The 20,748-nt window shown below is 59.7% G+C and carries 18 protein-coding genes; 6 read left to right on the forward strand and 12 right to left on the reverse strand.

What is annotated here, in order from left to right:
• Positions 1 to 102 precede the first annotated feature (102 nt).
• The gene (locus ACK3CV_RS12615; RefSeq protein WP_164039119.1) at positions 103 to 1,299 is read left to right on the forward strand and encodes an MFS transporter; all 1,197 of its coding nucleotides are present in this window, start codon (positions 103 to 105) and stop codon (positions 1,297 to 1,299) included.
• On the opposite strand, the gene ACK3CV_RS12620 is transcribed toward ACK3CV_RS12615, so the two are convergent.
• Entirely contained in the window at positions 1,296 to 3,389 is a 2,094-nt protein-coding gene (locus tag ACK3CV_RS12620) for a putative bifunctional diguanylate cyclase/phosphodiesterase (protein WP_164141066.1), read from the reverse strand. The two genes, ACK3CV_RS12615 and ACK3CV_RS12620, sit on opposite strands and share 4 nt — an antisense overlap.
• Positions 3,390 to 4,322: 933 nt before the next feature.
• On the opposite strand from ACK3CV_RS12620, the gene ACK3CV_RS12625 reads away from it, so the two are divergent.
• The 3 genes from ACK3CV_RS12625 to ACK3CV_RS12635 all read left to right on the forward strand — a co-directional run bounded on the left by ACK3CV_RS12625 (position 4,323) and on the right by ACK3CV_RS12635 (position 6,422).
• On the forward strand, positions 4,323 to 5,762 hold the full coding sequence (locus ACK3CV_RS12625; protein WP_164039124.1) for a serralysin family metalloprotease: 1,440 nt from the start codon (positions 4,323 to 4,325) through the stop codon (positions 5,760 to 5,762).
• A 98-nt stretch (positions 5,763 to 5,860) separates the two neighbouring features.
• Positions 5,861 to 6,175, forward strand: a complete 315-nt coding sequence (locus tag ACK3CV_RS12630) for a protease inhibitor Inh/omp19 family protein (RefSeq protein ID WP_086579832.1) — start codon at positions 5,861 to 5,863, stop codon at positions 6,173 to 6,175.
• A gap of 88 nt (positions 6,176 to 6,263) precedes the next feature.
• Positions 6,264 to 6,422: a hypothetical protein gene (locus tag ACK3CV_RS12635; RefSeq protein ID WP_164039126.1), complete on the forward strand. Its 159-nt coding sequence runs from the start codon at positions 6,264 to 6,266 to the stop codon at positions 6,420 to 6,422.
• 407 nt (positions 6,423 to 6,829) lie between these two features.
• Here the strand turns inward: ACK3CV_RS12635 and pqqF are convergent, their stop codons facing one another.
• The 7 genes from pqqF to ACK3CV_RS12670 all read right to left on the reverse strand — a co-directional run bounded on the left by pqqF (position 6,830) and on the right by ACK3CV_RS12670 (position 13,533).
• Positions 6,830 to 9,145, reverse strand: coding sequence for a pyrroloquinoline quinone biosynthesis protein PqqF (gene pqqF, locus ACK3CV_RS12640; RefSeq protein ID WP_164141063.1), 2,316 nt, complete (start codon positions 9,143 to 9,145; stop codon positions 6,830 to 6,832).
• A 2-nt stretch (positions 9,146 to 9,147) separates the two neighbouring features.
• Entirely contained in the window at positions 9,148 to 10,284 is a 1,137-nt protein-coding gene (pqqE, locus tag ACK3CV_RS12645; protein ID WP_033634533.1) for a pyrroloquinoline quinone biosynthesis protein PqqE, read from the reverse strand.
• A complete protein-coding gene (gene pqqD / locus ACK3CV_RS12650) occupies positions 10,277 to 10,555 on the reverse strand; it encodes a pyrroloquinoline quinone biosynthesis peptide chaperone PqqD (RefSeq protein WP_033634534.1) in 279 nt (92 codons plus the stop codon). Before pqqD ends, pqqE begins: the two co-directional genes overlap by 8 nt.
• Positions 10,555 to 11,310 (reverse strand): pyrroloquinoline-quinone synthase PqqC, encoded by a 756-nt coding sequence (gene pqqC, locus ACK3CV_RS12655; RefSeq protein ID WP_039566149.1) that lies wholly within the window; start codon positions 11,308 to 11,310, stop codon positions 10,555 to 10,557. The genes pqqD and pqqC overlap by 1 nt, the downstream gene beginning before the upstream one ends.
• 9 nt (positions 11,311 to 11,319) lie before the next feature.
• A complete protein-coding gene (gene pqqB, locus ACK3CV_RS12660) occupies positions 11,320 to 12,231 on the reverse strand; it encodes a pyrroloquinoline quinone biosynthesis protein PqqB (protein WP_164141062.1) in 912 nt (303 codons plus the stop codon).
• 57 nt (positions 12,232 to 12,288) lie between these two features.
• Positions 12,289 to 12,366 carry a pyrroloquinoline quinone precursor peptide PqqA gene (gene pqqA, locus ACK3CV_RS12665; RefSeq protein WP_004937827.1) on the reverse strand — a complete coding sequence of 26 codons (78 nt, stop codon included), beginning with the start codon at positions 12,364 to 12,366 and terminating at the stop codon, positions 12,289 to 12,291.
• A 117-nt stretch (positions 12,367 to 12,483) separates the two neighbouring features.
• Positions 12,484 to 13,533, reverse strand: a complete 1,050-nt coding sequence (locus ACK3CV_RS12670) for a dipeptidase (protein ID WP_164141060.1) — start codon at positions 13,531 to 13,533, stop codon at positions 12,484 to 12,486.
• 414 nt (positions 13,534 to 13,947) lie between these two features.
• Here ACK3CV_RS12670 and ACK3CV_RS12675 point away from each other — a divergent pair, with 414 nt between their 5' ends.
• Positions 13,948 to 14,418 carry a DUF2846 domain-containing protein gene (locus tag ACK3CV_RS12675; protein ID WP_101455600.1) on the forward strand — a complete coding sequence of 157 codons (471 nt, stop codon included), beginning with the start codon at positions 13,948 to 13,950 and terminating at the stop codon, positions 14,416 to 14,418.
• Positions 14,419 to 14,534: 116 nt separating this feature from the next.
• Here ACK3CV_RS12675 and ACK3CV_RS12680 read toward each other — a convergent pair whose 3' ends face one another.
• From ACK3CV_RS12680 to ACK3CV_RS12695, 4 genes are all read right to left on the reverse strand, one after another.
• A complete protein-coding gene (locus ACK3CV_RS12680; protein WP_164141058.1) occupies positions 14,535 to 15,431 on the reverse strand; it encodes a LysR family transcriptional regulator in 897 nt (298 codons plus the stop codon).
• Between the two features lie 140 nt (positions 15,432 to 15,571).
• On the reverse strand, positions 15,572 to 17,041 hold the full coding sequence (locus ACK3CV_RS12685) for a pyridoxal phosphate-dependent decarboxylase family protein (RefSeq protein ID WP_164141056.1): 1,470 nt from the start codon (positions 17,039 to 17,041) through the stop codon (positions 15,572 to 15,574).
• 18 nt (positions 17,042 to 17,059) lie between these two features.
• A complete protein-coding gene (locus tag ACK3CV_RS12690) occupies positions 17,060 to 18,442 on the reverse strand; it encodes a diaminobutyrate--2-oxoglutarate transaminase (RefSeq protein WP_164141053.1) in 1,383 nt (460 codons plus the stop codon).
• Between the two features lie 505 nt (positions 18,443 to 18,947).
• Positions 18,948 to 20,168: an NADH:flavin oxidoreductase/NADH oxidase family protein gene (locus ACK3CV_RS12695; RefSeq protein ID WP_164141052.1), complete on the reverse strand. Its 1,221-nt coding sequence runs from the start codon at positions 20,166 to 20,168 to the stop codon at positions 18,948 to 18,950.
• Positions 20,169 to 20,239: 71 nt separating this feature from the next.
• On the opposite strand from ACK3CV_RS12695, the gene ACK3CV_RS12700 reads away from it, so the two are divergent.
• Positions 20,240 to 20,683, forward strand: a complete 444-nt coding sequence (locus ACK3CV_RS12700) for a MerR family transcriptional regulator (RefSeq protein ID WP_033634541.1) — start codon at positions 20,240 to 20,242, stop codon at positions 20,681 to 20,683.
• The last annotated feature ends 65 nt before the right edge of the window (positions 20,684 to 20,748 follow it).

Below are 20,748 nucleotides of genomic sequence, written 5' to 3' on the forward strand. Positions count from 1 at the left end.
ATCTCTAAAGGCGGCAGATCTGTGAACGAACAAAATCAACTATCCAATCTTGGAAATGTCATGAAGCGCCGCCGGTGGCGCTGAATCTCTCGAGGATGAACCATGCTGTCGCGTTTCGCTACGTTGGGCCGCATACCGCGCGGCGTGTGGGTATTGGGTGGGGTGAGTCTGTTGATGGACGTCTCCTCGGAAATGATCCACAGCCTGCTGCCGCTGTTTATGGCGACGACGCTCGGCGCCAGCGTGATCGTCATCGGGCTGATCGAAGGGCTGGCGGAGGCGACGGCATTGATCGTCAAGGTGTTCTCCGGCGTGCTGAGCGACTATCTCGGCAAGCGCAAAGGGTTGGCGCTGCTGGGCTACGGGCTGGGCGCCATCAGCAAACCGTTTTTCGCCATCGCGTCGTCGTCCGGCATGGTGATGAGCGCGCGCCTGCTGGATCGCGTGGGCAAAGGCATCCGCGGGGCGCCGCGCGATGCCCTGGTGGCCGACGTGACGCCGCCGGAGATTCGCGGTGCGGCCTTCGGGCTGCGCCAGTCGCTGGATACCGTCGGTGCCTTTTTAGGGCCGCTGCTGGCCGTCGGCCTGATGCTGCTGTGGCACAACGATTTTCGCGCCATCTTTTGGGTGGCGGCGATCCCGGCGGCGCTGGCGATTGCGCTGCTGTTTTTTGGCCTGAAAGAGCCGGCCGCCGCGATAACCCACAAGCGCACCAACCCGATCACCCGCGCCAATCTGCGGCTGCTGGGGCGCGGCTATTGGTGGGTGGTGGGTATCGGCGCCGTCTTCACGCTGGCGCGCTTCAGCGAAGCGTTCCTGGTGCTGAAGGCGCAGCAGGGCGGCACGCCGCTGGCGTTGATCCCGCTGGTGATGGTCGCCATGAATCTGGTCTACGCCTGCTCGGCCTATCCGTTCGGTAAACTGTCCGATCGCATGAGCCATGAAGGATTGCTGAAAGCCGGGCTGCTGGTGCTGATCGCCGCCGATGTGGTGTTGGCGCTGAGCGATCATTGGGGCGGGGTGCTGTTTGGCGTGGCGCTGTGGGGCGTGCACATGGGCATGACGCAGGGACTGTTGGCGGCGATGGTGGCGCATACCGCGCCGGCGCACCTGCGCGGCACCGCGTTCGGCATGTTCAATCTGATCAGCGGCGTGGCGCTGCTGCTGGCGAGTCTCGGGGCCGGAACCCTGTGGGAGCTGTTCGGTTCCGCCTCCACCTTCTACGCCGGGGCGCTCATCTGCGTGGTGACGCTGGTCGGCATGCAGCTGGCGCCGTTCGGCGAACGGCGGGGCACTTAACGGCCGTCGACAAGTTGCGGCATCGCCTGCAGCAGCTCGGGCACCTGCTGGGATCCCACCGCCGGGCTGAACAAAAACCCTTGGCCGATATGGAAACCGGCTTCGCACAGCGTTTGGCGCTGCTGCTCGGTTTCCACGCCTTCGGCGATGATATCGATCGACAGCTTTTGGCCGAGGATGCCGATGCTTTCCACGATCGCCAGGATCGCCGGTTCGGTATTCATCCGTTGAACGAAGTCGCAGTCCAGCTTAATGCAGTCCAGCGGGTAATCCATGATATGGCTGAAGGAGGAGTGGCCGGTGCCGAAATCGTCCAGCGCGATGCGGATGCCCATCTCCTTGAGCATTTGCAGCGCGCGCAGCACGTACTTCGAGCCGTGCTTGTTGAACGCGTGTTCGGTCACTTCCAGTTCGATCAGATGGTGGGGAATGTGGAACTTCAGCAGGCGCTGCAGGAAGGTTTCGGCGTAGTTGTCGCGTAAAAACTCGATCGGCGACACGTTCAGCGAGATGGGCCGCACCGCCACGCCGGCCGCGCGCCAGCGGGCGATATCGGCGAAGACCTTCAGCTGCATGGCCTCGCTGATCTTGGTCGCCAGTTCGTAGTCGTTGAACGCCTCGCTTACCGTTGCCGGCAGCTGCACGCCGTTGATCGGGCAGTGCCAGCGCAGCAGCGCTTCAAAGCCGACGATGCTGCCGTCGGTCAGGCAGACCTTCGGCTGGTAGCTGGGACGGATGCAGTTGTCGCGCACGATCTGGCGTGCGTAGTTGAGCTGGCTGGCGCGGGCGCGCGCTTTGTCCATCATTTTGCGGTCGAACATATAGACACCGCCGCGGCCGCCGTCTTTCAGCTCATACAGCGCGGTATCGGCGCATTTCATCAGTTCCGAAGCGTCGCGCGCGTCTTTGGGGTAGATGGCGCCGCCGAGGCTCATGCCGCAATGCAGCGTCTTGCCGCCGTGGGTGATCGGCGTCTCCAGCTGCAGCAGAAACTTGTTGGCGATGCGGAAAATATCCTGCTCGTTTTCGACGTCGCTGATCACCACGGCAAACTCGTCGCCGCCGAGGCGGGAGACGAACGAGTGCGCATTCATGCAGGCGCTGAGTCTTTTACCCAAGATCCGCAGCAGATGGTCGCCCGCCGCGTGGCCCAGCGTGTCGTTCACCAGCTTGAAGTGGTCAAGATCCAACAGCATCAGCCCGAGGGACTTGTTGCCGTGCAGGGCGCGCTTCATCTCTTGCTTCAGCTTTTTCTTGAAGAGGCGTCGGTTGGGCAGGCCGGTCAATTCGTCATATTCGCTGGCGAGCAACAGACGTTGTTCCATCACGCGCTGCGAAGTCACGTCGCGCGAGACGCACAAGATCTCGGCCACGGCCCCGTGCTCATCGCTGACCGGCGTGAGAATGTTGTCCCAATGCTGTTTTTTACCCTGCGGCGTCACGCTCAATCCGGTGAAGCGCGCATTCTTTCCGGCTCTGACGCTGCGCAGCGCCTTACTGCCGCGGCGCCGGATCTCGGGCGACAGCAGCCCCAGCCAGGGCATGCCAAACTCTTTTTGCGCCGGATCAAGGCCAAGGGCCAGGCTGCCGGAGCGGTTCATGTGGCGCAGCGTGCCGTCGTGATTGATCACTTTGATGCAGTCGACGCTGGCGTCCAGCATGTCTTGCTGGATAGAGAGCGCCTGAACGTTTTGCTGGCGCTGCAGCATTTGCGGATGGATGTCGGTCGCCGTGAGGTACCAGCTGAGCTCCAGCGCCATGCCGTCCTGCCGGGCGTTGAACGCCAGCATAAACCAACGGTAGGCGCCGCTGCGATCGCGCAGGCGGGCTTCGCCGGCGAACGAGGAAAGGGCCACGATCGCCTGGCGCCATTGCGCGGCCAGCCGCTCGCGATCGTCGGGGTGCAGGGCATCGAGCCAGTCGGCGGCGCCGTGTTCACCGGCGATGGCGCCGGTATAGTCGCGCCACTGTTTATTGAAGTAACCGCCAAGGCGGTTGCCGAAGCAAATCAGGCCGGGCAAGTCGTCAACGATTTCGCCATAGAGATCAATCGGATTTTTGTTATTGCTCTGCTTGGGCAACAGGGTCATGCGGTATTTCCTCGGAAAATTACCCATATTCTCGCTCTAGGGCAGAGCTTCTTTCAATATAGTCTTGCCAATTAAAATGGGAATAGCCAGCGGGCGCGGCTAAAAATCGGCCCGCCAGCATGGAATACATCCCGCGTGAACGCATTAGGAATACTCCTGTTATTTATAAGCATCCCTTATATTGCAGCGAAAAATAAGTAATCGGACCACGCCGCGTTATTGCCGTGAAAATTAATCATTCCTGATGTTTCTCTGTGGCCAAATGTTCAGTCGCCATGATGTACTTCCGAACGGTATTCTGCCTGCTCTATGCGGTAATACTGACAAAAACCGCAGTCCAGACGGTGATAAACGCCATTTTATGCACTCTGCAACGCCCGTCATCGCCCGTTCACTGGGGCTTAGCGAAAAAATCATGATGCAAATCAAGAAATGTTTTGTTTCATCTGTTGACACTTTACTTACGTGTGAGATAGCCTCGCGAATGATAATCATTAGCAAAACTGGATGGTGGCGCAAATGCATTCACGTAATTTTCTTCGGGTAACGGTTCGGATAACAGGCAACGGTCACAACACGAGACCACGTCTGCTGTGGTCTCTGGCAACGAGACAAGGTATCGAACGGCCGTTGTCATCCGCCCCTTTGAGCGGCATCTCAACTTAGCCTCAACGCGCAAACTCTGGAATCAAACCCTTGCCGGATCAATGCGCCTATTATTTCCGTGCATTTTGCACGGACATATCGCGATCTCACGCAGTTGCATCAGTTCTCAATCATGGGTAAGGAGGCATCGGGTAGTTAAAAGTCAATTGTAAAGGGATAGGCAAAAAGAGTGGGGCGTATCGGGTGATCGCTATTCTCAGGATCTTGATTATCCCCAAGGGACATTTCGGATGTCATAGCAATACTAGCTACTTTGTGGAGAAAGTTATGGGTAATACCATGAATGGAAACGAAACGGGTTGGGACAGTGTTAACGATCTTATTCACTACCATGAGCGCGGGAATGGCCTGACGATAAATAACAAACCGTCTTATGACATAAATGAGGCGGGGTTGCAGATCGCGCGCAGCGATAAAACCTGGAATGGCGTTCACGTCACGGGAAAAGAGGCGACGGTGACCTATTCCTTCCCGGATTGGGACTATAACGAACTGAACCTGGGCCACCGCTCCCCGGAACGTGATACGGGGCTGAGCGCGTTCACGCAACAGCAACAAGAACAGGCGAAGCTGTCTTTGCAATCCTGGGCCGATGTTGCCAACATCAAATTTGTCGAAGTGGCTTCAGGTCAACCCTCCAATATTACCTTTGGCAATTATGAGGGGACGGGACAAGCGTATGCTTTGAAACCGTTCTCATATAATGGCAATGATTACAGGGGGTTCAATTCTGATGGACAAAGTTGGTACAACATTAAGAATCACTCCGAAAATTTGCATCCTGAGCTAGGTAATTACGGCCGCTTAACCATTACCCATGAAGTTGGCCATACTCTCGGGTTAGATCACCCGGGCACTTATAATGCGGGGCAAGGCAGCCCAAATTATACCAAGGCAGTTTACGCCGAAGATACCCGGCAGTTTAGCGTAATGAGTTACTGGAATGAATCCATTACCAATGCGGATCATGGCCATTACTATGCCGCTGCGCCGCTGGTTGATGATATCGCGGCCATCCAGCATCTTTACGGTGCCAATATGACCACCCGAACCGGCGACACCGTTTACGGGTTTAATTCAAATACAGGCCGAGACTTCTATACGCTCAACGACAGCCACGACAAACTGGTGATGTCTGTTTGGGATGCAGGCGGTAATGACACCCTTGATTTCTCGGGGTATAGCCAAAATCAACGTATCAACTTGAACGAAGGCGCTTTCTCCGACGTCGGGGGATTAAAAGGGAATGTTTCCATCGCCGCTGGCGTCACCATCGAAAACGCGATAGGAGGCTCAGGTAATGACGTCATTGTTGGGAATCACGCAGACAATACGCTCAAAGGCGGCGCCGGCAACGATGTCATTTACGGTGGAGCGGGCCAGGATCAATTATGGGGAGGGCAAGGCAACGACATTTTTGTCTTCTCTGATGTGAATGACTCGCCTGTTCGGGCTCCTGATACCATTTGGGACTTTGAGTCAGGCAAGGACAAGATCGATCTGTCCTTCTTCAACCAGGGCGCTAAAGGCAGTGATTTCATTCAGTTTGTCGATCATTTCAGCGGGCAGGCCGGTGAGGCGCTGGTATCCTATGATACCCAGAGCAATCTGAGTGAATTGGCCTTCAATATCCATGGCGGTGCAAATCCAGACTTCCTGGTGCACATCGTCGGGCAGGCCGACGTCGCTGTTGACTTTATCGTGTAAAACGGCAACGGTGGGCGATGATGCCCACCGTTTCGCATGGGCCAGCTATGTGCAAATTTATTCTTGTCGGAATAATTTTCTTGTTTTCAGGAGCCTCTATGGCAAGCAGTCTGGTGTTACCTTCCGCCGAAACGCTATCCGGGCAGTGGACGGTCAGTGATAAATCAAAGTCTTGTGTTGTGCAGCTCAACGCGGAGCGTGTGGAATCGGCCGGCGGCTATAGCCTGAAATTTTTATCTGATTGCACGCCCGACGTCTTGCCGCAAGAGCCTGTGGCGTGGCGTCCTGCTCCCGATGGCATTGCGCTGTTGGACAAGGATGGGCTGACCGTACTTTTCTTCTCTCAGGAAGACGATCATTATCGCAGCCAGATCTGGGCTGAAACTGGGAAGATCCTGAAGAGAAATAACTAGCGGAAAACGCCGGCCTGACCCGGCGCTTCTGAATGCGGTTATCACGCTTAACGTCACTCAGCCTCCGCGTAACGGTGGGGGCTTTTTAATGGGCGGGCGGCAAGCCGTCGACGATGGTAATTTCTCCGGCCCTTACGCCAATCAGATCCCGGGCGCAGACATTTCCTGGGTGATCAGCATGGCGCTGACCGGCATCGCCTACCCATTGTGTTGTTCGCGACGGGCTAACTGGGCGGTGCAATTATAATTCTCCTGCATCCCGGCCAGCATAAAAGGCCGGTTTGAGTGATATGATAAAGTAATTTTTAGAACAGGATGTTTCTAATTTTTTAATTTATTAAATTAGATAATAATCATATGAAATGGCTAAATGGATTTGGGCTAACTTATGATTGTTATATTAATGTTGCTGCTCATGGTGTTTTATATATCGCTAGCTTATGAGTTTAAAAGAATGAAAAAGCGAAGAATATATGCCTGGCATAAAAGGAAAAGGAGGGTGTCGGTTAGGCGATTAATCAACATGCTGTTATTCAAGTAATTTCCCGAAGTGGTTCTTACAGGAGGGAACACGATTATTGAGATATATCTCCCCCCCCGGTTATCAGTTGTTTCGCTACGTTTATATTGCGTCGGGTTGGCTCCGACGCAACATCAGCCTGTGGCGAATAGCCGCTGCTGCCAATAGGTCAGTTGCGTCAATGTCATGGGCTCGGCGGCAATGATTGCGTGATTTTCCAGGGCGATGTCGCGGGCGCGTTGCAATGGCTCGGCGCTGAGGCGCTGCACGCTTTGCCGCAGCGCCTGTTGCGCCAGCTCCAGTTCGCCGGCGCCGAGGTGCGCCAGTTCATGGCGCATCTGCAGCAAGAATTCGTCGGTTAACTGCCGCAGCTGCGCAACGGCGAACGTCGGGGATTGCAGCGCAAACAGCAGGCCTTCGGCATCGGCGCAGCGGTGGAAGGCGCATTGCACCACGTAGCCCACGTTGCGATCCACGCGCAACCGCTGAAAATAGCGCGGCGCGTAAAGCTGGGCCAGCACGCGCAGCGCCCAACGGCCTGCCGCTTCACCGTTCGGCAGCGGGTAAAACTGCAGCAAGGCGCTTTCGGCGCCGCTTTCCGTCAGCGTGACGGGGCGATGATGCTGATATATAGGCAGCGGCGGCTCGGCGGCCACGGGATAGGGGAAGTCGTACAGCAGGTGCGACAGCTGCCGTTTTAACTCGCCATCGCCGCCGACTAAGGTGGCATGCCACTGCACCGCTGTTGCTGTCGGCGCGCTGAGCGCCGCGGGCAATTGGGCCAGCAGGCGACGAATGGCGATGTCGTTTTGCTCTTGCAACTGCGTATGGCGCAGGTTTCTCGCCGCCTCGTTGAGAATGGCCGACGGCAACGCCGCCAGCGCCCGGTTCACCTCGCTCATCCCGTGGCAAAGCAGCGCGGGGCTGCCCGCCAGCTGCAGCAGCCACGCACCCTGGTGGCGTTCGAAGCTTAAATGTCCTTCTCGATGCGCCAGTTCGGCCGCCCCGGCGCGCAGCGCCGCCTGTAAGCCGTAGGCCTGTGCATCACTGAAGGGGCTGGACGGCGTCGGCCGCAGCAGCAGCACCGGCTGCGCTTCGCCAGGGAGCAGATGCCGCAGCAGCGCCAGGCCGGCAGGCAATGTCGGACTCGGCAGCGCCGCCGAGGCGGCGAAAAAGCGGAAAGGTTCCGCTGTAGACGTCAGCGCGGCAACGGCGAAGGGGCCAAGCGCTAGCGGCAGCCCTTGAATTTCACGGGTTTCACCGCCGCCTTCGGGCCGCACGGCCAGGCGACGGCGCGGCGCGCTAATCAACGCCGCAATATGCCGTGGCCAATCGTCGTTCGGCTCCGCCGGCGGCAGCCCAAACGCTCTGGCACGCAGCTGGTCGAGCGGTGCCAAACGGTGGAAATCGCGATTTGCCAGCCGCTCGTAATGCGCAAGCTGGGCCGGTGTCAGCACCTGCAGCGCCTGCAGCCACGCCAACAACGCGCTTTCGATGCAGGCAGCCTCAGCGGTTGAACCGTGATTGACGGTAAAGATAAAACTCAGCAGCGCGTTGTTCTCGCTGCAGCGCGAATAATCGAGCCGAACGGCGTCGCACCACGCCTGAGCGCGCAGCCGGGCCAGCAGCCCGCCGGGGGCTTCGTCCAGCAGCAGGCGCTCCAGCCGCCGCAGCCAGCCGCGCGAATGGGAGCGCGGCAGGGCAAACACCAGTCTCAACTGCGGCGTGCCGGGCAGCGTCAGGGTGTAATCTTCCGCAGCGGTCAGCGGCGGAGAGCTCTCGTGCGGTGAGCCGTTGCCCGCCGGAAGCCGGCTGCCGTAGCGCTGGGCCAGCGCATGCAGCTGCGCCAGCGATTGCGGGCCTTGCAGCCACAGCGTCAGGTTTGGCGCGCGAAAATAGCGCTGATGAAACTGCCGCAGCGCCAGCTGCAACGCGGAAATATCGCGGCCGAAGGCGGCGCGGCTGCCAATATGAAAGCGATGCATTGCGTCAAGGCCGCTGAACATCTGCCGCTGCGCGGCTTCGCAGCGGGTTTCCACATCGGCGCGCAGCAGGCGATATTCAGCGTCGATGACCTCAATCTCCTGAGCGATCGCCTCGGCCGCCAGCTGCGGGGCGGCGAGCATATCGCTCAGCCGCGCCAGCCCCGGCGCCAAATGGTCTGCGCTTACTTCGAAGAAGAAGGCGGTTTGCGTGGCCTGGGTGGTGGCGTTCAGCCGGCCTCCCACCGAGGCGACCCAGGCCATCAGACCATCTTGCGCGCCGTAGTTCGCGCTGCCGCGAAACAACATATGCTCCAGCAGATGCGCCAGGCCCGGCCAGGCGACGGGCGCCTGAAAACTGCCCGCTTCAATGCGCATCAGCGCGGCGGCGCCCGCGGCGGCAGGATCGCTTATCGCCTTGACGGCCAAACCGTTGTCGAGCTGCCACGAGGCGGCGGCGGGTGTCATCGTCAACCCTTGAAGATCAGACGGGAGTTGGCCTGATTGCGAAAACGCAGCTGATCGATACCGATCTGCGAGCGATTCGCCGCTTCCCGCGCCGCCAGAATGGTGCCGTGGTGGGGCGATTTGCCACACACCGGGTCGGCGTTGTCGGCGTTGCCGGTCAGCATGAACGCCTGGCAGCGGCAGCCGCCGTAGTCTTGTTCTTTCTCCGAGCAGGAACGGCACGGCTCCGGCATCCAGTCATAGCCGCGATAGCGGTTAAAGCCGAACGAGTGGTACCAGATATGCTGCAGATCGTGCTCCAGCACCGACGGGAAGGCGATCGGTAACTGACGAGCGCTGTGACAGGGTAACGCCATGCCTTCCGGCGTCACGCTCATGAAGATGGCACCCCAGCCGCCCATGCAGCCTTTGGGGCGCTCCTCGTAGTAGTCCGGCGTGACGAACAGCAGGTTGGCCAGCTTGCCGTCGATGGCCATGCGCTCGCGGTAGCGTTTCACCACCGCTTCCGCGTCGGCGATCTGCTCGCGGGTCGGCAGCAGGCCCTCGCGGTTGAGGTGCGCCCAGCCGTAGAACTGGCAGGTCGCCAGCTCGACGTCGTCGGCGTCCAGCTGGATCGCCAGTTCGATAATGCGGTCGATCTGGCCGATATTATGGCGATGCAGCACGAAGTTGAGCACCATCGGATAGCCGAGCGCCTTGACCGCCCTGGCCATGGCCAGCTTCTGCTGAAACGCCTTGGCGGAGCCCGCCAGCGCGGCGTTCAGCGTTTCATCGCTGGCCTGAAAACTGATCTGGATATGATCCAGCCCGGCGTCGGCGAAGGTCTGCAGTTTCTTCTCGGTCAGGCCGATGCCGGAGGTGATCAGGTTGGTATAAAAGCCGAGCTCGCGCGCGGCGGCGATCAGCTCGGGCAGGTCTTTACGCACCAGCGGCTCGCCGCCGGAAAAACCGAGCTGCACGCTGCCCATCGCCCGCGCCTGGCGAAACACCTCGATCCACTGCGCGGTGGTCAGCTCTTTTTCCTGCGCGGCGAAATCGAGCGGGTTGGAGCAATACGGACACTGCAGCGGGCAGCGGTAGGTCAGCTCCGCCAGCAGCCAGAGCGGCGGGTTCACCGCCGGCGCGCGTGCTTCAGTCACGGAAGGTCACCCATTTTTGTTCGTAGGCGCGCTGGAAAAACTCCAGCACGTCTTCCGCCAGCCCTTCGGCGCCGGGGAAGCGGGCGTTCAACTGGGCGATGATGCCGTTCAGCGTGGTGTTGCCGTCGACCAGCTGCAAGATGGCGGCGGCGCTGTCGTTCAGCTTGGCCATGCCTTCCGGGTAGAGGATCACGTGGCTGTTTTGCACTTGCTCCCATTGCAGGCGGTAGCCGCGACGGAAGACGGGGGTATGTTCAGGGTTCAGCGTCATTACACCAGCCTCTGGTTGTGCCATACCCGCGCGGTGGTCACGCTGTGGTAAGGCGGGCGGTTCAGGGTATAGGCCATGCTCATGGCGTCCAGCATGCTCCACAGAATGTCCAGCTTGAACTGCAGGATCTCCAGCATGCGCTGCTGTTTTTCTACGGTGTCGCAATAGTCCAGCGCCAGCGCCAGGCCGTGTTCCACATCGCGGTTGGCCTGGCCGAGGCGGCTGCGGAAATAGTCGTAGCCGGCGGCGTCGATCCACGGGTAGTGCTGCGGCCAGCTGTCGAGGCGCGATTGGTGGATTTGCGGCGCGAACAGTTCGGTCAGCGAGCTGCAGGCCGCTTCCTGCCAGCAGGCGCGGCGCGCGAAATTGACGTAGGCGTCCACCGCGAAGCGCACGCCCGGCAGCACCAATTCTTCAGAGAGCAGGGCGTCGCGCTGCAGCCCGACGGCTTCGCCCAGGCGCAGCCAGGCTTCGATGCCGCCTTCGCTGCCGCCGTAGCCATCGTGATCCAGGATGCGCTGCACCCATTTGCGGCGGGTTTCCGGCTGTGGGCAGTTGGCCATGATCGCCGCGTCTTTGATCGGAATGCTGGTCTGGTAGTAGAACCGGTTGGCCACCCAGCCCTGGATCTGTTCGCGGGTCGCTTCGCCGTTGTGCATCGCGATGTGGTACGGGTGGTGGATATGGTAATAAGCGCCCTTGGCGCGCAGCGCCGCTTCAAATGCCGGCGGAGTCAGGGGCAGTGGTTGCGTCATGGCGGTTCCCTACAGTTCGATATTCATGCCGTCCCAGCTCACTTCAATGCCGGCGGCGGTCAGGCTTTGCCGCTCTACCGAGTCTTCATTGAGGATAGGGTTGGTATTGTTTATGTGGATCAGGATTTTGCGCCTGGCGGGCAAGGTGGCGAGCAGGGCCGCCAGCCCGTGTTCTTCCGCCAGCGCCAGATGCCCCATGTCCTTGCCGGTATTGCGGCCCACGCCGGCGTTGGCCAGCTCGTTGTCGCGCCACAGCGTGCCGTCGATCAGCAGGCAGTCCGCGCGGCGCAGCCACGGCAGTAGCGCCTCGTCCGGCTCACCCAGGCCCGGCGCGTACAGCAGCCCGACCCCGCGCGCGGTATCTTCGATAAACAGCGCCACGTTGTGGCCCGGCAGCGGGCGATCGCGGTACGGCGAATAGGGCGGCGCGTTGCTGAGCAGCGGAATGGCGGTAAAGCGCACGTTCGGGCAGACCGCCGTGCGGAACGGCTTGCCGGGCGTCACCGGGTGGTGAATCAGGCCGCCGTTCCAGTGTGAGAGCATGGGAAACACCGGGAAACCGGTGCTGAGATCGTCATGCACTTCAGGGGTGCACCAGACGTGATGCGGGCAGCCCTCGCGCAAATTGAGCAAGCCCGCGCTGTGATCGATCTGGCTGTCGGTCAACACGATCGCGCCGATGCCGGTGCCGCGCAGCACCTCGGGATTATTCAATTCGGGCGAGGCCAGCAGCTGATGGCAAATGTCCGGGGAAACGTTGCACAGTACCCAGTTTTTACCGTCGTCGCTGACGGCGATGGAGGACTGGGTGCGGCGCGTGGCGCTGATGCTGTGGTCGCGAACGCCCCGACAGTTGTCGCAGTTGCAATTCCACTGGGGAAAGCCGCCGCCCGCCGCCGAGCCGAGAACTTTTATCTGCATGTCTAAACCAGAAAAGAAGGAAAGAAATGCCCGCGCGAAAGGCGGGCAGACGGGCGATTAACGGTTGGAAATGTACAGCGTCACTTCCAGCCCCAGACGCAGATCAACAAACTCAGGTTTAGTCCAGGTAGTCATAGCGGTGCTCCTTTGCATGCATCGTAATAAGTCGAACCCAATGAGAAACGTTCGCATTCGGCCGACCCAATGTTGGCGAAATGTGACGGAGATCGCAACCTTTAAAGCGTAACCGGGTTATTCACCCCAGGCGGCAGTGAGCGCGTTCAGCCAGTTGCGCCAGGTCAGCTTCTCCAGCAACCGGTTATCGAACCCGGCCTGCGCCAGCGCTTGCGTCAGGCGCGGCAGGCCAGCGGCGTCCTCCAGCGGTTGCGGTACGTTGACCCCGTCAAAATCAGAGCCAAATCCCACGCGATCTTCACCAAGTTTAGCGATCAAATACTCAACGTGTTTAACAATTTCTGTTAAGCTGGTTGTTGCACTGTCACGTTTACCGTCCGCACGCAGGAAGGCGGTGCCGAAATTGACGCCGACCATCCCGCCGCTCTGGACGATGGCGCCCAGCTGTGCGTCGGTCAGGTTGCGCGGCTGGGGGCAGAGGGCGTGGGCGTTGGAGTGGGTGGCGACCAGCGGCGCGTTGCTCAGCGCGGCGGTTTGCCAGAAGGTTTTCTCGTTCATGTGCGAGACGTCGATCATGATGCGGCGGCGGTTGCAGGCGCGGATCAGCGCCTCGCCGGCCGGCGTCAGGCCGGGGCCGGTATCGGGTGAGCCGGGGAACGGCCCGCTGACGCCGGTGCCGAAGGCGTTCGGCAGATTCCAGAATGGCCCGATGCTGCGCACGCCCAGCCGGTAAAAGGCCTCCAGCTGCGTCAGCTCCGCGTCGATCATGCCGGCGCCTTCGATATGCAGCACCGCGGCAATTTGCCGGTTGAGGCGGCACTGTTCTATCTCGGTGGCGGTGCGGCAGATGCGCAGCCGCCCCTGAGAAGCCTGCTCCAACTGCTGCAGGATGGCGATCTGCCGTTCGGCGATCGCCAGCGGATCGAAGGCGGCCTGCGCCTCGTCCTGCGTTTGGTTGCGCATCTGGGCGATATAGCTGACCGGGGGAATAAATACCGCGAACAGTCCGCCGAAAAATCCGCCGCGCCGCATGCGGGAGAAATCGAGGTGGCCCGGCGTGACGCGGGAATAGAAGGCGGCGGCCGGATCGTCGTCGTGCTGCAGCCACAGGTTGAGCAGCAGGTCGTTATGGCCGTCGAATACCGGCCAGAGAGGGGGAAGCGTCATGAGCGTTTCACTGAGTCAGGCATCGTGAACGCTATGTTCTCCCATCGCGCGAGGGGGAACAACCCCCCCGCAGCGGGGAGATTCTGAATGCAGTGGACATACGGAGATTAACCTGAACGAAATTATTTTCGGCCAGTGGCCAAGGAAGTTTAAACGTGCGAATCAGCGTTGATTAGGCCAATTAAATTGATGATTCTGTAATATTTTAGACATTGATTCTTGAATCAAATTTTATTTATGGCAATATCGTCATCGCGTGTGTGTTGGGCACGATTCCTCCCCTAACTCACTGTTTGAAAATGAATTTATCCACCATCAATATAATAACTGTTAGTTATTTTCAATGTGATAATTAAATGTTCACAGTGTATTAAGCGTTGTTCCTTGCTTCATTTTTATACCGAAGGATTTTTCATGACCAAAAGACTACTCCTCTGCGCCTCACTGGCGAGCGCATTATTGTTAAGCGGGTGTGCAAGCATCCCCCTCGCAACAGATCAAGAATCAGCGCACGCTAAAAGCTTCCCGGCGCTGGATGAAAACAAAGCGGGCCTCTATATTTATCGTGACAGCTTTGTCGGCAAGGCGCTGAAGAAAGATGTTTATCTTGACGGCAAATGCGTGGGGGAGACCGCGGATAAAACGTTTTTCTATACCCAGGTTGACGGCGGACAACAGCATAAAATCTCTACCGAATCTGAATTTTCTCCTAACGATCTTTCCATCTATACCGAAGCGGGGAAGAATTACTTCGTAAGACAATACATTAAGATGGGGGTATTCGTCGGTGGTGCCGGTCTGAGTCAATCGACAGAAGACGAAGGCAAACGTGTTATCTCTAAAGCTGCGGTAAAACTTGCCAAGGGCGGCCATTGCAATAACTAATGCGCAGTGACCGTGGAGTTTCAGGGATATTCCTCCTGAAATTCCCATTATCTGTTTAAACCTTCGCTGTTTACTTTACGATTATGAACGGAGTGACGATGTCACTCCGTTTTTCTTTAACGACAAACGCCCAACACCAGCTGCCGCAGCCAGCGGTGATCCGCCTCGGCGTCCAAGCGCGGGTGCCACATTTGCGACACGGTAATGGGCGGCGTTTTCACCGGCAGCTCAAAGACGCGCAGCGGGCCGTCGGCCGGTTGAGCGTGCAGGAAGGAGGCGGGCAACAGCGCCAGCAGGTTCGAGGCCTGCGCCACCGCCAGCGCGGCCGGAAAACTCGGCACCACGGCGGCAATCTGGCGCGTCAGCCCCAGTTCCGCCAGCGCGGCGTCTACCGGCCCGAGAATGCGCCCGCTGCGCGAGGCCACCACGTGGCCGCAGGCGATGTAGTCGGCGGCGCCGATCTCCGGCTGCTGCGCAAGCGGGTGTGAGGTTCTCATCACGCCGACGAAGCGATCGCGAAACAGCGCCTGCAGGCGGATTTCCGGGCCCATGTCACCCAGCACGCCTATCTCCAGATCGACCAGCCCTTCACGCAGCGGGCGGTCGCTTTTCTCCGGCTTGGGCGCAAAGCGCAGCCGCACCCGCGGCGCCTGTTCGGCAGCGGCGGCGATCAGCGCCGGGCCGAAGGCTTCGACGAAGCCGTCGTTGGCGCGCAGCGTGAAGGTACGATCCAGCTCGGCAGGATCTAATGCTCCCTGCGCTGGGCGCAGCAGCGCCCGCGCTTCGAATGCCGTATTTCGCGTCCGCTCGCGCAGCGTTTCGGCATAGGGCGTCAGCACCATATGACGGCCGGCGCGAACCAGCAGGGGATCGCCGGTGGCCGCGCGCAATCGGTTGAGGGTGCGGCTCATCGCCGAAGCGCTTAAACCGAGACGCCGTGCGGCGCCGACGACACTGCCCGCCGTCAGCAGCGCATCGAGCGCGATCAACAGGTTGAAATCAGGGTCGGTCATGCGTGCGTATCCTGTGGGCTGGAAAGAGAGAAGGCGTTTGATGCAGTATATCAGCGTAAACGCTGCGTCTCCTGCGATCTGATGAGCAATAAAAAAGCCGATAACGGAGGTTATCGGCTTGAGTGGCAGACTGCGCGACGTTACGCCGGCAGCTGCTGCGCGGTTTTCTCGACCAGCGCCAGCAACAGCTTGATGTCTTCCAGCGTCACGATCGGGTTCAGCAACGTCATCTTCAGGCAGGTTACGCCATCGAACTCGGTCACGCCGACGTTGGCGCGGCCCGATTCCAGCAGGGCGTCGCCGATGCGCTGGTTGAACAGGGCGACGGCCGCGTCGCCGTTCGCCGCCAGCTGCGCCGGACGGTAGCGGAACAGCACGCTGGCCAGCTGCGGCTGCATCACCAGTTCCAGCGATTCCTGATCGGCGATGTAACGCGCCACCTGTTGCGCCAGCGTCACGCCATGATCGATGATCTCGGCGTATTGCTTCTGCCCCAGCGCTTCCAGCCCCATCCACAGCTTCAACGCATCGAAGCGGCGGGTGGTCTGCAGCGACTTGGACACCAGGTTCGGCACGCCTTGCGCTTCGTCGAACTCGGAGTTCAGGTAGGCTGCCTGATAGCGCATCAGCTCATAGTGACGCTCGTCTTTCAGCAAGAAGGCCCCGCAGCTGATGGTCTGGAAGAACTGCTTGTGGAAGTCCAGGGTAATGGAGTCCACCAGTTCCAGGCCGTTCAGGTAGTCGCGGTACTGCTCGGAAAGCAGCAGCGCGCCGCCCCAGGCCGCATCCACGTGCACCCAAATCTGCTGCTCCGCCGCCAGCCGAGCGATGTCGCGCAGCGGGTCAATGGCACCGGCGTCGGTGGTGCCGGCGGTGGCGACAATCGCCATCACCTGCTCGCCGTTGGCCTTGGCCTGCGCCAGTTTTTCCGCCAGGTCGTTCACGTCCATACGGGCGAAGCGATCGGTTTTCACCAGGGTGACGGACTGATAGCCGAGGCCCATCAGCGCCATGTTCTTCTGCACCGAGAAGTGGGCGTTTTCAGAACAGAACACCTTCAGCTTGCTCAGATCGCCCACCAGGCCGTCCTGCTGCACGGAGTGGCCCTGACGCGCGAAGAACGCATCGCGCGCCAGCATCAGCCCCATCAGGTTGCTCTGGGTGCCGCCGCTGGTGAACACCCCGGCGTCGCCGGGCGGGTAACCGACCTGGGCACGCAGCCACTCGATCAGCTTCATTTCGATCAGCGTGGCCGACGGGCTTTGATCCCAGGAATCCATGCTCTGGTTGGTGGCGTTGATCAGCACTTCGGCGGCCTGGCTAATCACCAGGCTCGGGCAGTGCAGGTGCGCCACGCACTGCGGGTGGTGCACCGACAGGCTGTCTTTCAAAAAGTACTCGATGGCACGATCGATCGCCGCCTGGTTGCCCAGGCCTTGCGGGGTGAAGTCGAGCTTGATGCGCTCGCGCAGTTCGGCCACGCTTTTGCCCTGATACATCTCGGGCTGTTGCAGCCACTGCACGACGGCTTCACTGCTCTGCGCGATCGCCTGGCGGTAAGCCTCGGCGCTGTGCGCCGAGGAAGCCAGAATCGGGTTTAACTTGGACATCGCGGTCATTCGCTCCAATCAGACTGGCTTGACGCCGGCGGCCAACAGCGCCTGCTCAAATTTATCCAGGAAAATACCCAGCTCATCGTTGGTGATCAGCAGCGAAGGCAGCAGACGCAGCACGCAGCCGTTGCGCCCGCCGCGCTCCAGGATCAGGCCGGATTCGAAGCATTTCTTCTGCAGCAGCGCAGACAGTTCGCCATCGGCCGGGTAGCAGCCCATGTGATCCTGCGCTTCGTTCGGCTTGACGATCTCGATGCCGATCATCAGGCCCAGGCCGCGGACGTGACCGATCACCGGATACCGTTTCTGCAGCTCGGCCAGTTTGCCTTTCAGCCATTCGCCCTGCGCGGCCACTTTGTCGGCGACCTTGTGCTCTTTCAGGTATTGCAGGGTGGTCAGGCCGGTGGCCATCGCCAGCTGGTTGCCGCGGAAGGTGCCGGTGTGATGACCCGGTTCCCAGGCGTCAAACTCTTTCTTGATGCCCAGTACCGCGAGCGGCAAGCCGCCGCCGACCGCTTTCGACATCACGATGATGTCCGGCTCGATGCCTGCGTGTTCGAAGGCGAACAGCTTGCCCGTACGGGCGAAACCGGCCTGAACTTCGTCGATGATCAGCAGAATGCCATGCTCCTGCGTCACTTTGCGGATGCGCTGCAGCCACTCGGCCGGGGCCGGGTTAACGCCGCCTTCGCCCTGAACGGCTTCCAGGATCACCGCCGCCGGTTTACGCACGCCGCTTTCCACGTCGTTGATCAGGTTGTCGAAGTAGTAGGTCAGCGCCTTGACGCCGGCTTCGCCGCCGATGCCCAGCGGGCAGCGGTATTCATGCGGATAAGGCATGAACTGCACTTCCGGCATCATGCCGTTGATCGCCGCCTTCGGCGACAGGTTGCCGGTGACCGACAGCGCGCCGTGGGTCATGCCGTGATAACCGCCGGAGAAGCTGATCACGCCGGAACGGCCGGTGTGCTTTTTCGCCAGCTTCAGCGCGGCTTCCACCGCATCGGCACCGGACGGGCCGCAGAACTGCAGGCAATACTGTTTGCCTTCACCCGGCAACAGAGAGAGCAGGTAATCGGAGAAACGATCTTTTAACGGGGTCGTAAGATCGAGAGTATGTAACGGCAAGCCGCTGGTAATGACATTTTGGATGCTTTGCAGGACGTCGGGGTGATTATGTCCAAGAGCCAACGTTCCCGCCCCGGCCAGGCAATCAAGATATTGATTATTCTCAACATCAGTGATCCAAACGCCCTGGGCTTTCGCAATTGCCAACGGCAATTTGCGCGGATAACTCCTAACATTCGACTCAAATTCGGCTTGGCGCGCCAAATAGGTTTCATTGTTTTCGTTTAATGAGTTTGCAACTAAAGTATCAATACGGACTTTATCCGTCATCATATCTCTCCTACAACCGAAGGTCTCAACACGCTCCGATTGAATTAATGAATTAGAAAAGTAACTGCCTTGTGAAAAGCGCGACCAATATATGGCTTTTTCGCCCGGGACTCAATAGCCGATTTTGTTTTGAATTGTTTGGTTTTTTCTTAGGCTCATCAATATGTTGTTGATTTGTTGACCGTTGGTTTGCCGGTAAAAAAACAACATATCGTTAACATGGCACAAAAATCCTTTCCGTCGCCAACCTGCAGGCAGCTTTAATACGCTTATTAATAAGGTGAATTTCCGATTAATAACATAAATAGGAAATAGCGGCTTATTTTTATCTATTCACCACCTTAAGTCCTATAGCGTTTATATACACAAAATTTGTGATGAATATAAATGGCCAACCGTTAAATTCGCAGCATCCAGATCGGTGATTTCTCTCAGATTTCACGTAGCGCGATCAAAAAAGCGCGATTTTTACGCAGCGCCGGCCGGTTCGCCGGCGCCGTTGTCGTTAACGTTGCCGTAACCAGGCGTGGTAGCGCTGCAGGATACGGCGGGTGCGCCACTGATCGACGATCAGCGTGAACAGCGGAGAATAGCGCACGCTGCGCGGCCGATTGTCACTCAGCGCGCGCATCCGGCGCTTGACCAACGCCATGCGGGCGAGCGACGCCATCGCTTTGCTGCGCCAGGTGACCGGGGCAGGCAGCGCATGGGGAGCCGCGCCGGTTTGCCAGCGCCGCGGCAGATCGGGCACTTCCGCCATGGCGGTGGCGATGCCGGCAACCGCAACGCCGCTGTCCAGCACCCGCTGCGCCACCGACGGGCGGGCGATGCCGCCGGTGGTCATCACCGGCATGCGAGCCACCGCGGCAAGATCGCGGGCGAAGGACAGAAAATAGGCTTCTCGCGCCAGGGTGCGGCCGTCCGCCGTTTCGCCTTGCATCGCCGGGCTTTCGTAGCTGCCGCCCGACAGTTCGATCAGATCGACCGGCAGATCGTTCAGCATCAGCACCACCTGGCGGGCATCGTCCGATGAAAAACCGCCGCGCTGGAAATCGGCGGAGTTCAGTTTGACCGCCACGCAAAAGCCCGGCGAGACGCGCTCGCGCACCGCACGCACTACCTCCAGCAGCAACCGGGCGCGGTTCGCCAACTCGCCGCCCCAGCGATCGTTGCGCTGGTTGGTCAGCGGCGAGAGAAACTGGGAAATCAGATAGCCGTGCGCCGCGTGGATCTCCACGCCGGTAAAACCGGCCTGTTCGGCGGCGTGCGCGCTGGCGGCGAAGCGCGCGATCACCTCGGCGATCTGCGTTTCATCCATCGCCTGCGGCTGGGCGAACAGCTTGCTGTGCTTGCCCATCGCCAGCGGGATGGCGGAGGGTGCCCACGCGTTACCGCCCATGTTCGCCATCACCTGCCGGCCCGGGTGGTTAAGCTGCATCCACACCTGCGCGCCGCCCTGGCGCGCGGCCTTGGCCCAGGTTTCGAACGGGGCGAGCGGCGTGTCCTGTTCCAGCACCACGCCGCCGGGGCCGGTCATGGCGCGGCCGTCGATCATCACGTTGCCGGTGATGATCAAGCCGGCGCCGCCTTCGGCCCAGTAGCGGTATAAGCGCCACAGCGCCGGGCCGGGCAATTGGCCCGGGGCGGCCAGATTTTCTTCCATCGCCGCCTTGGCCAGACGGTTGGATAAACGGCTGCCGTTGGGCAGTGTCAGTGGGGTAAACATCGGTTTGCGCTCCTGTCGTACGGGGAATGGCGCTATACTAGGTTTAAAGTTAACTTTAAGGTCAATAGGGCATGAAGATCGGAGAATTGGCGCAGCGCGCCGGCATGGCCGCCTCGGCGATACGCTACTACGAGCAGTTGGGGTTGTTGCCGAAGCCGGTACGCGGCGTCAACGGCTATCGGGTGTACGGCGACAGCGCGCTGGAGCGTTTGCACCTGATCCAAATCGGCCAGAATCTGGGTTTTTCGCTGCAGGCGATCCAACGGGTGCTGGCGCTGCAGGGCAGCGCTTATGAGGATGGGTTGATACGCGGCGTCGATGAACGGCTGGCGGAGATCGAGCTGATGATGGCCACGCTGAATGAACAACGAGAAACCTTGTTGACGACCCGGCTGACCCTATTGGCGTCCGGTGTGGCAGGGCTGTGCCAAGCCAAGGGCGAAAAACAGGCCGACGCATCGCCGGCCCGGCCGGCAAAGCTGGCGAGAATGCGCAATCGGATTGATACTGAGTGAGTCTATGATGGACAAGGATATTTGTCGCTGACCGACGGATAGGGCGAACGGACTCACGCCGGCTG

It is taken from the genome of Serratia sp. TSO36 (genome assembly GCF_057808395.1).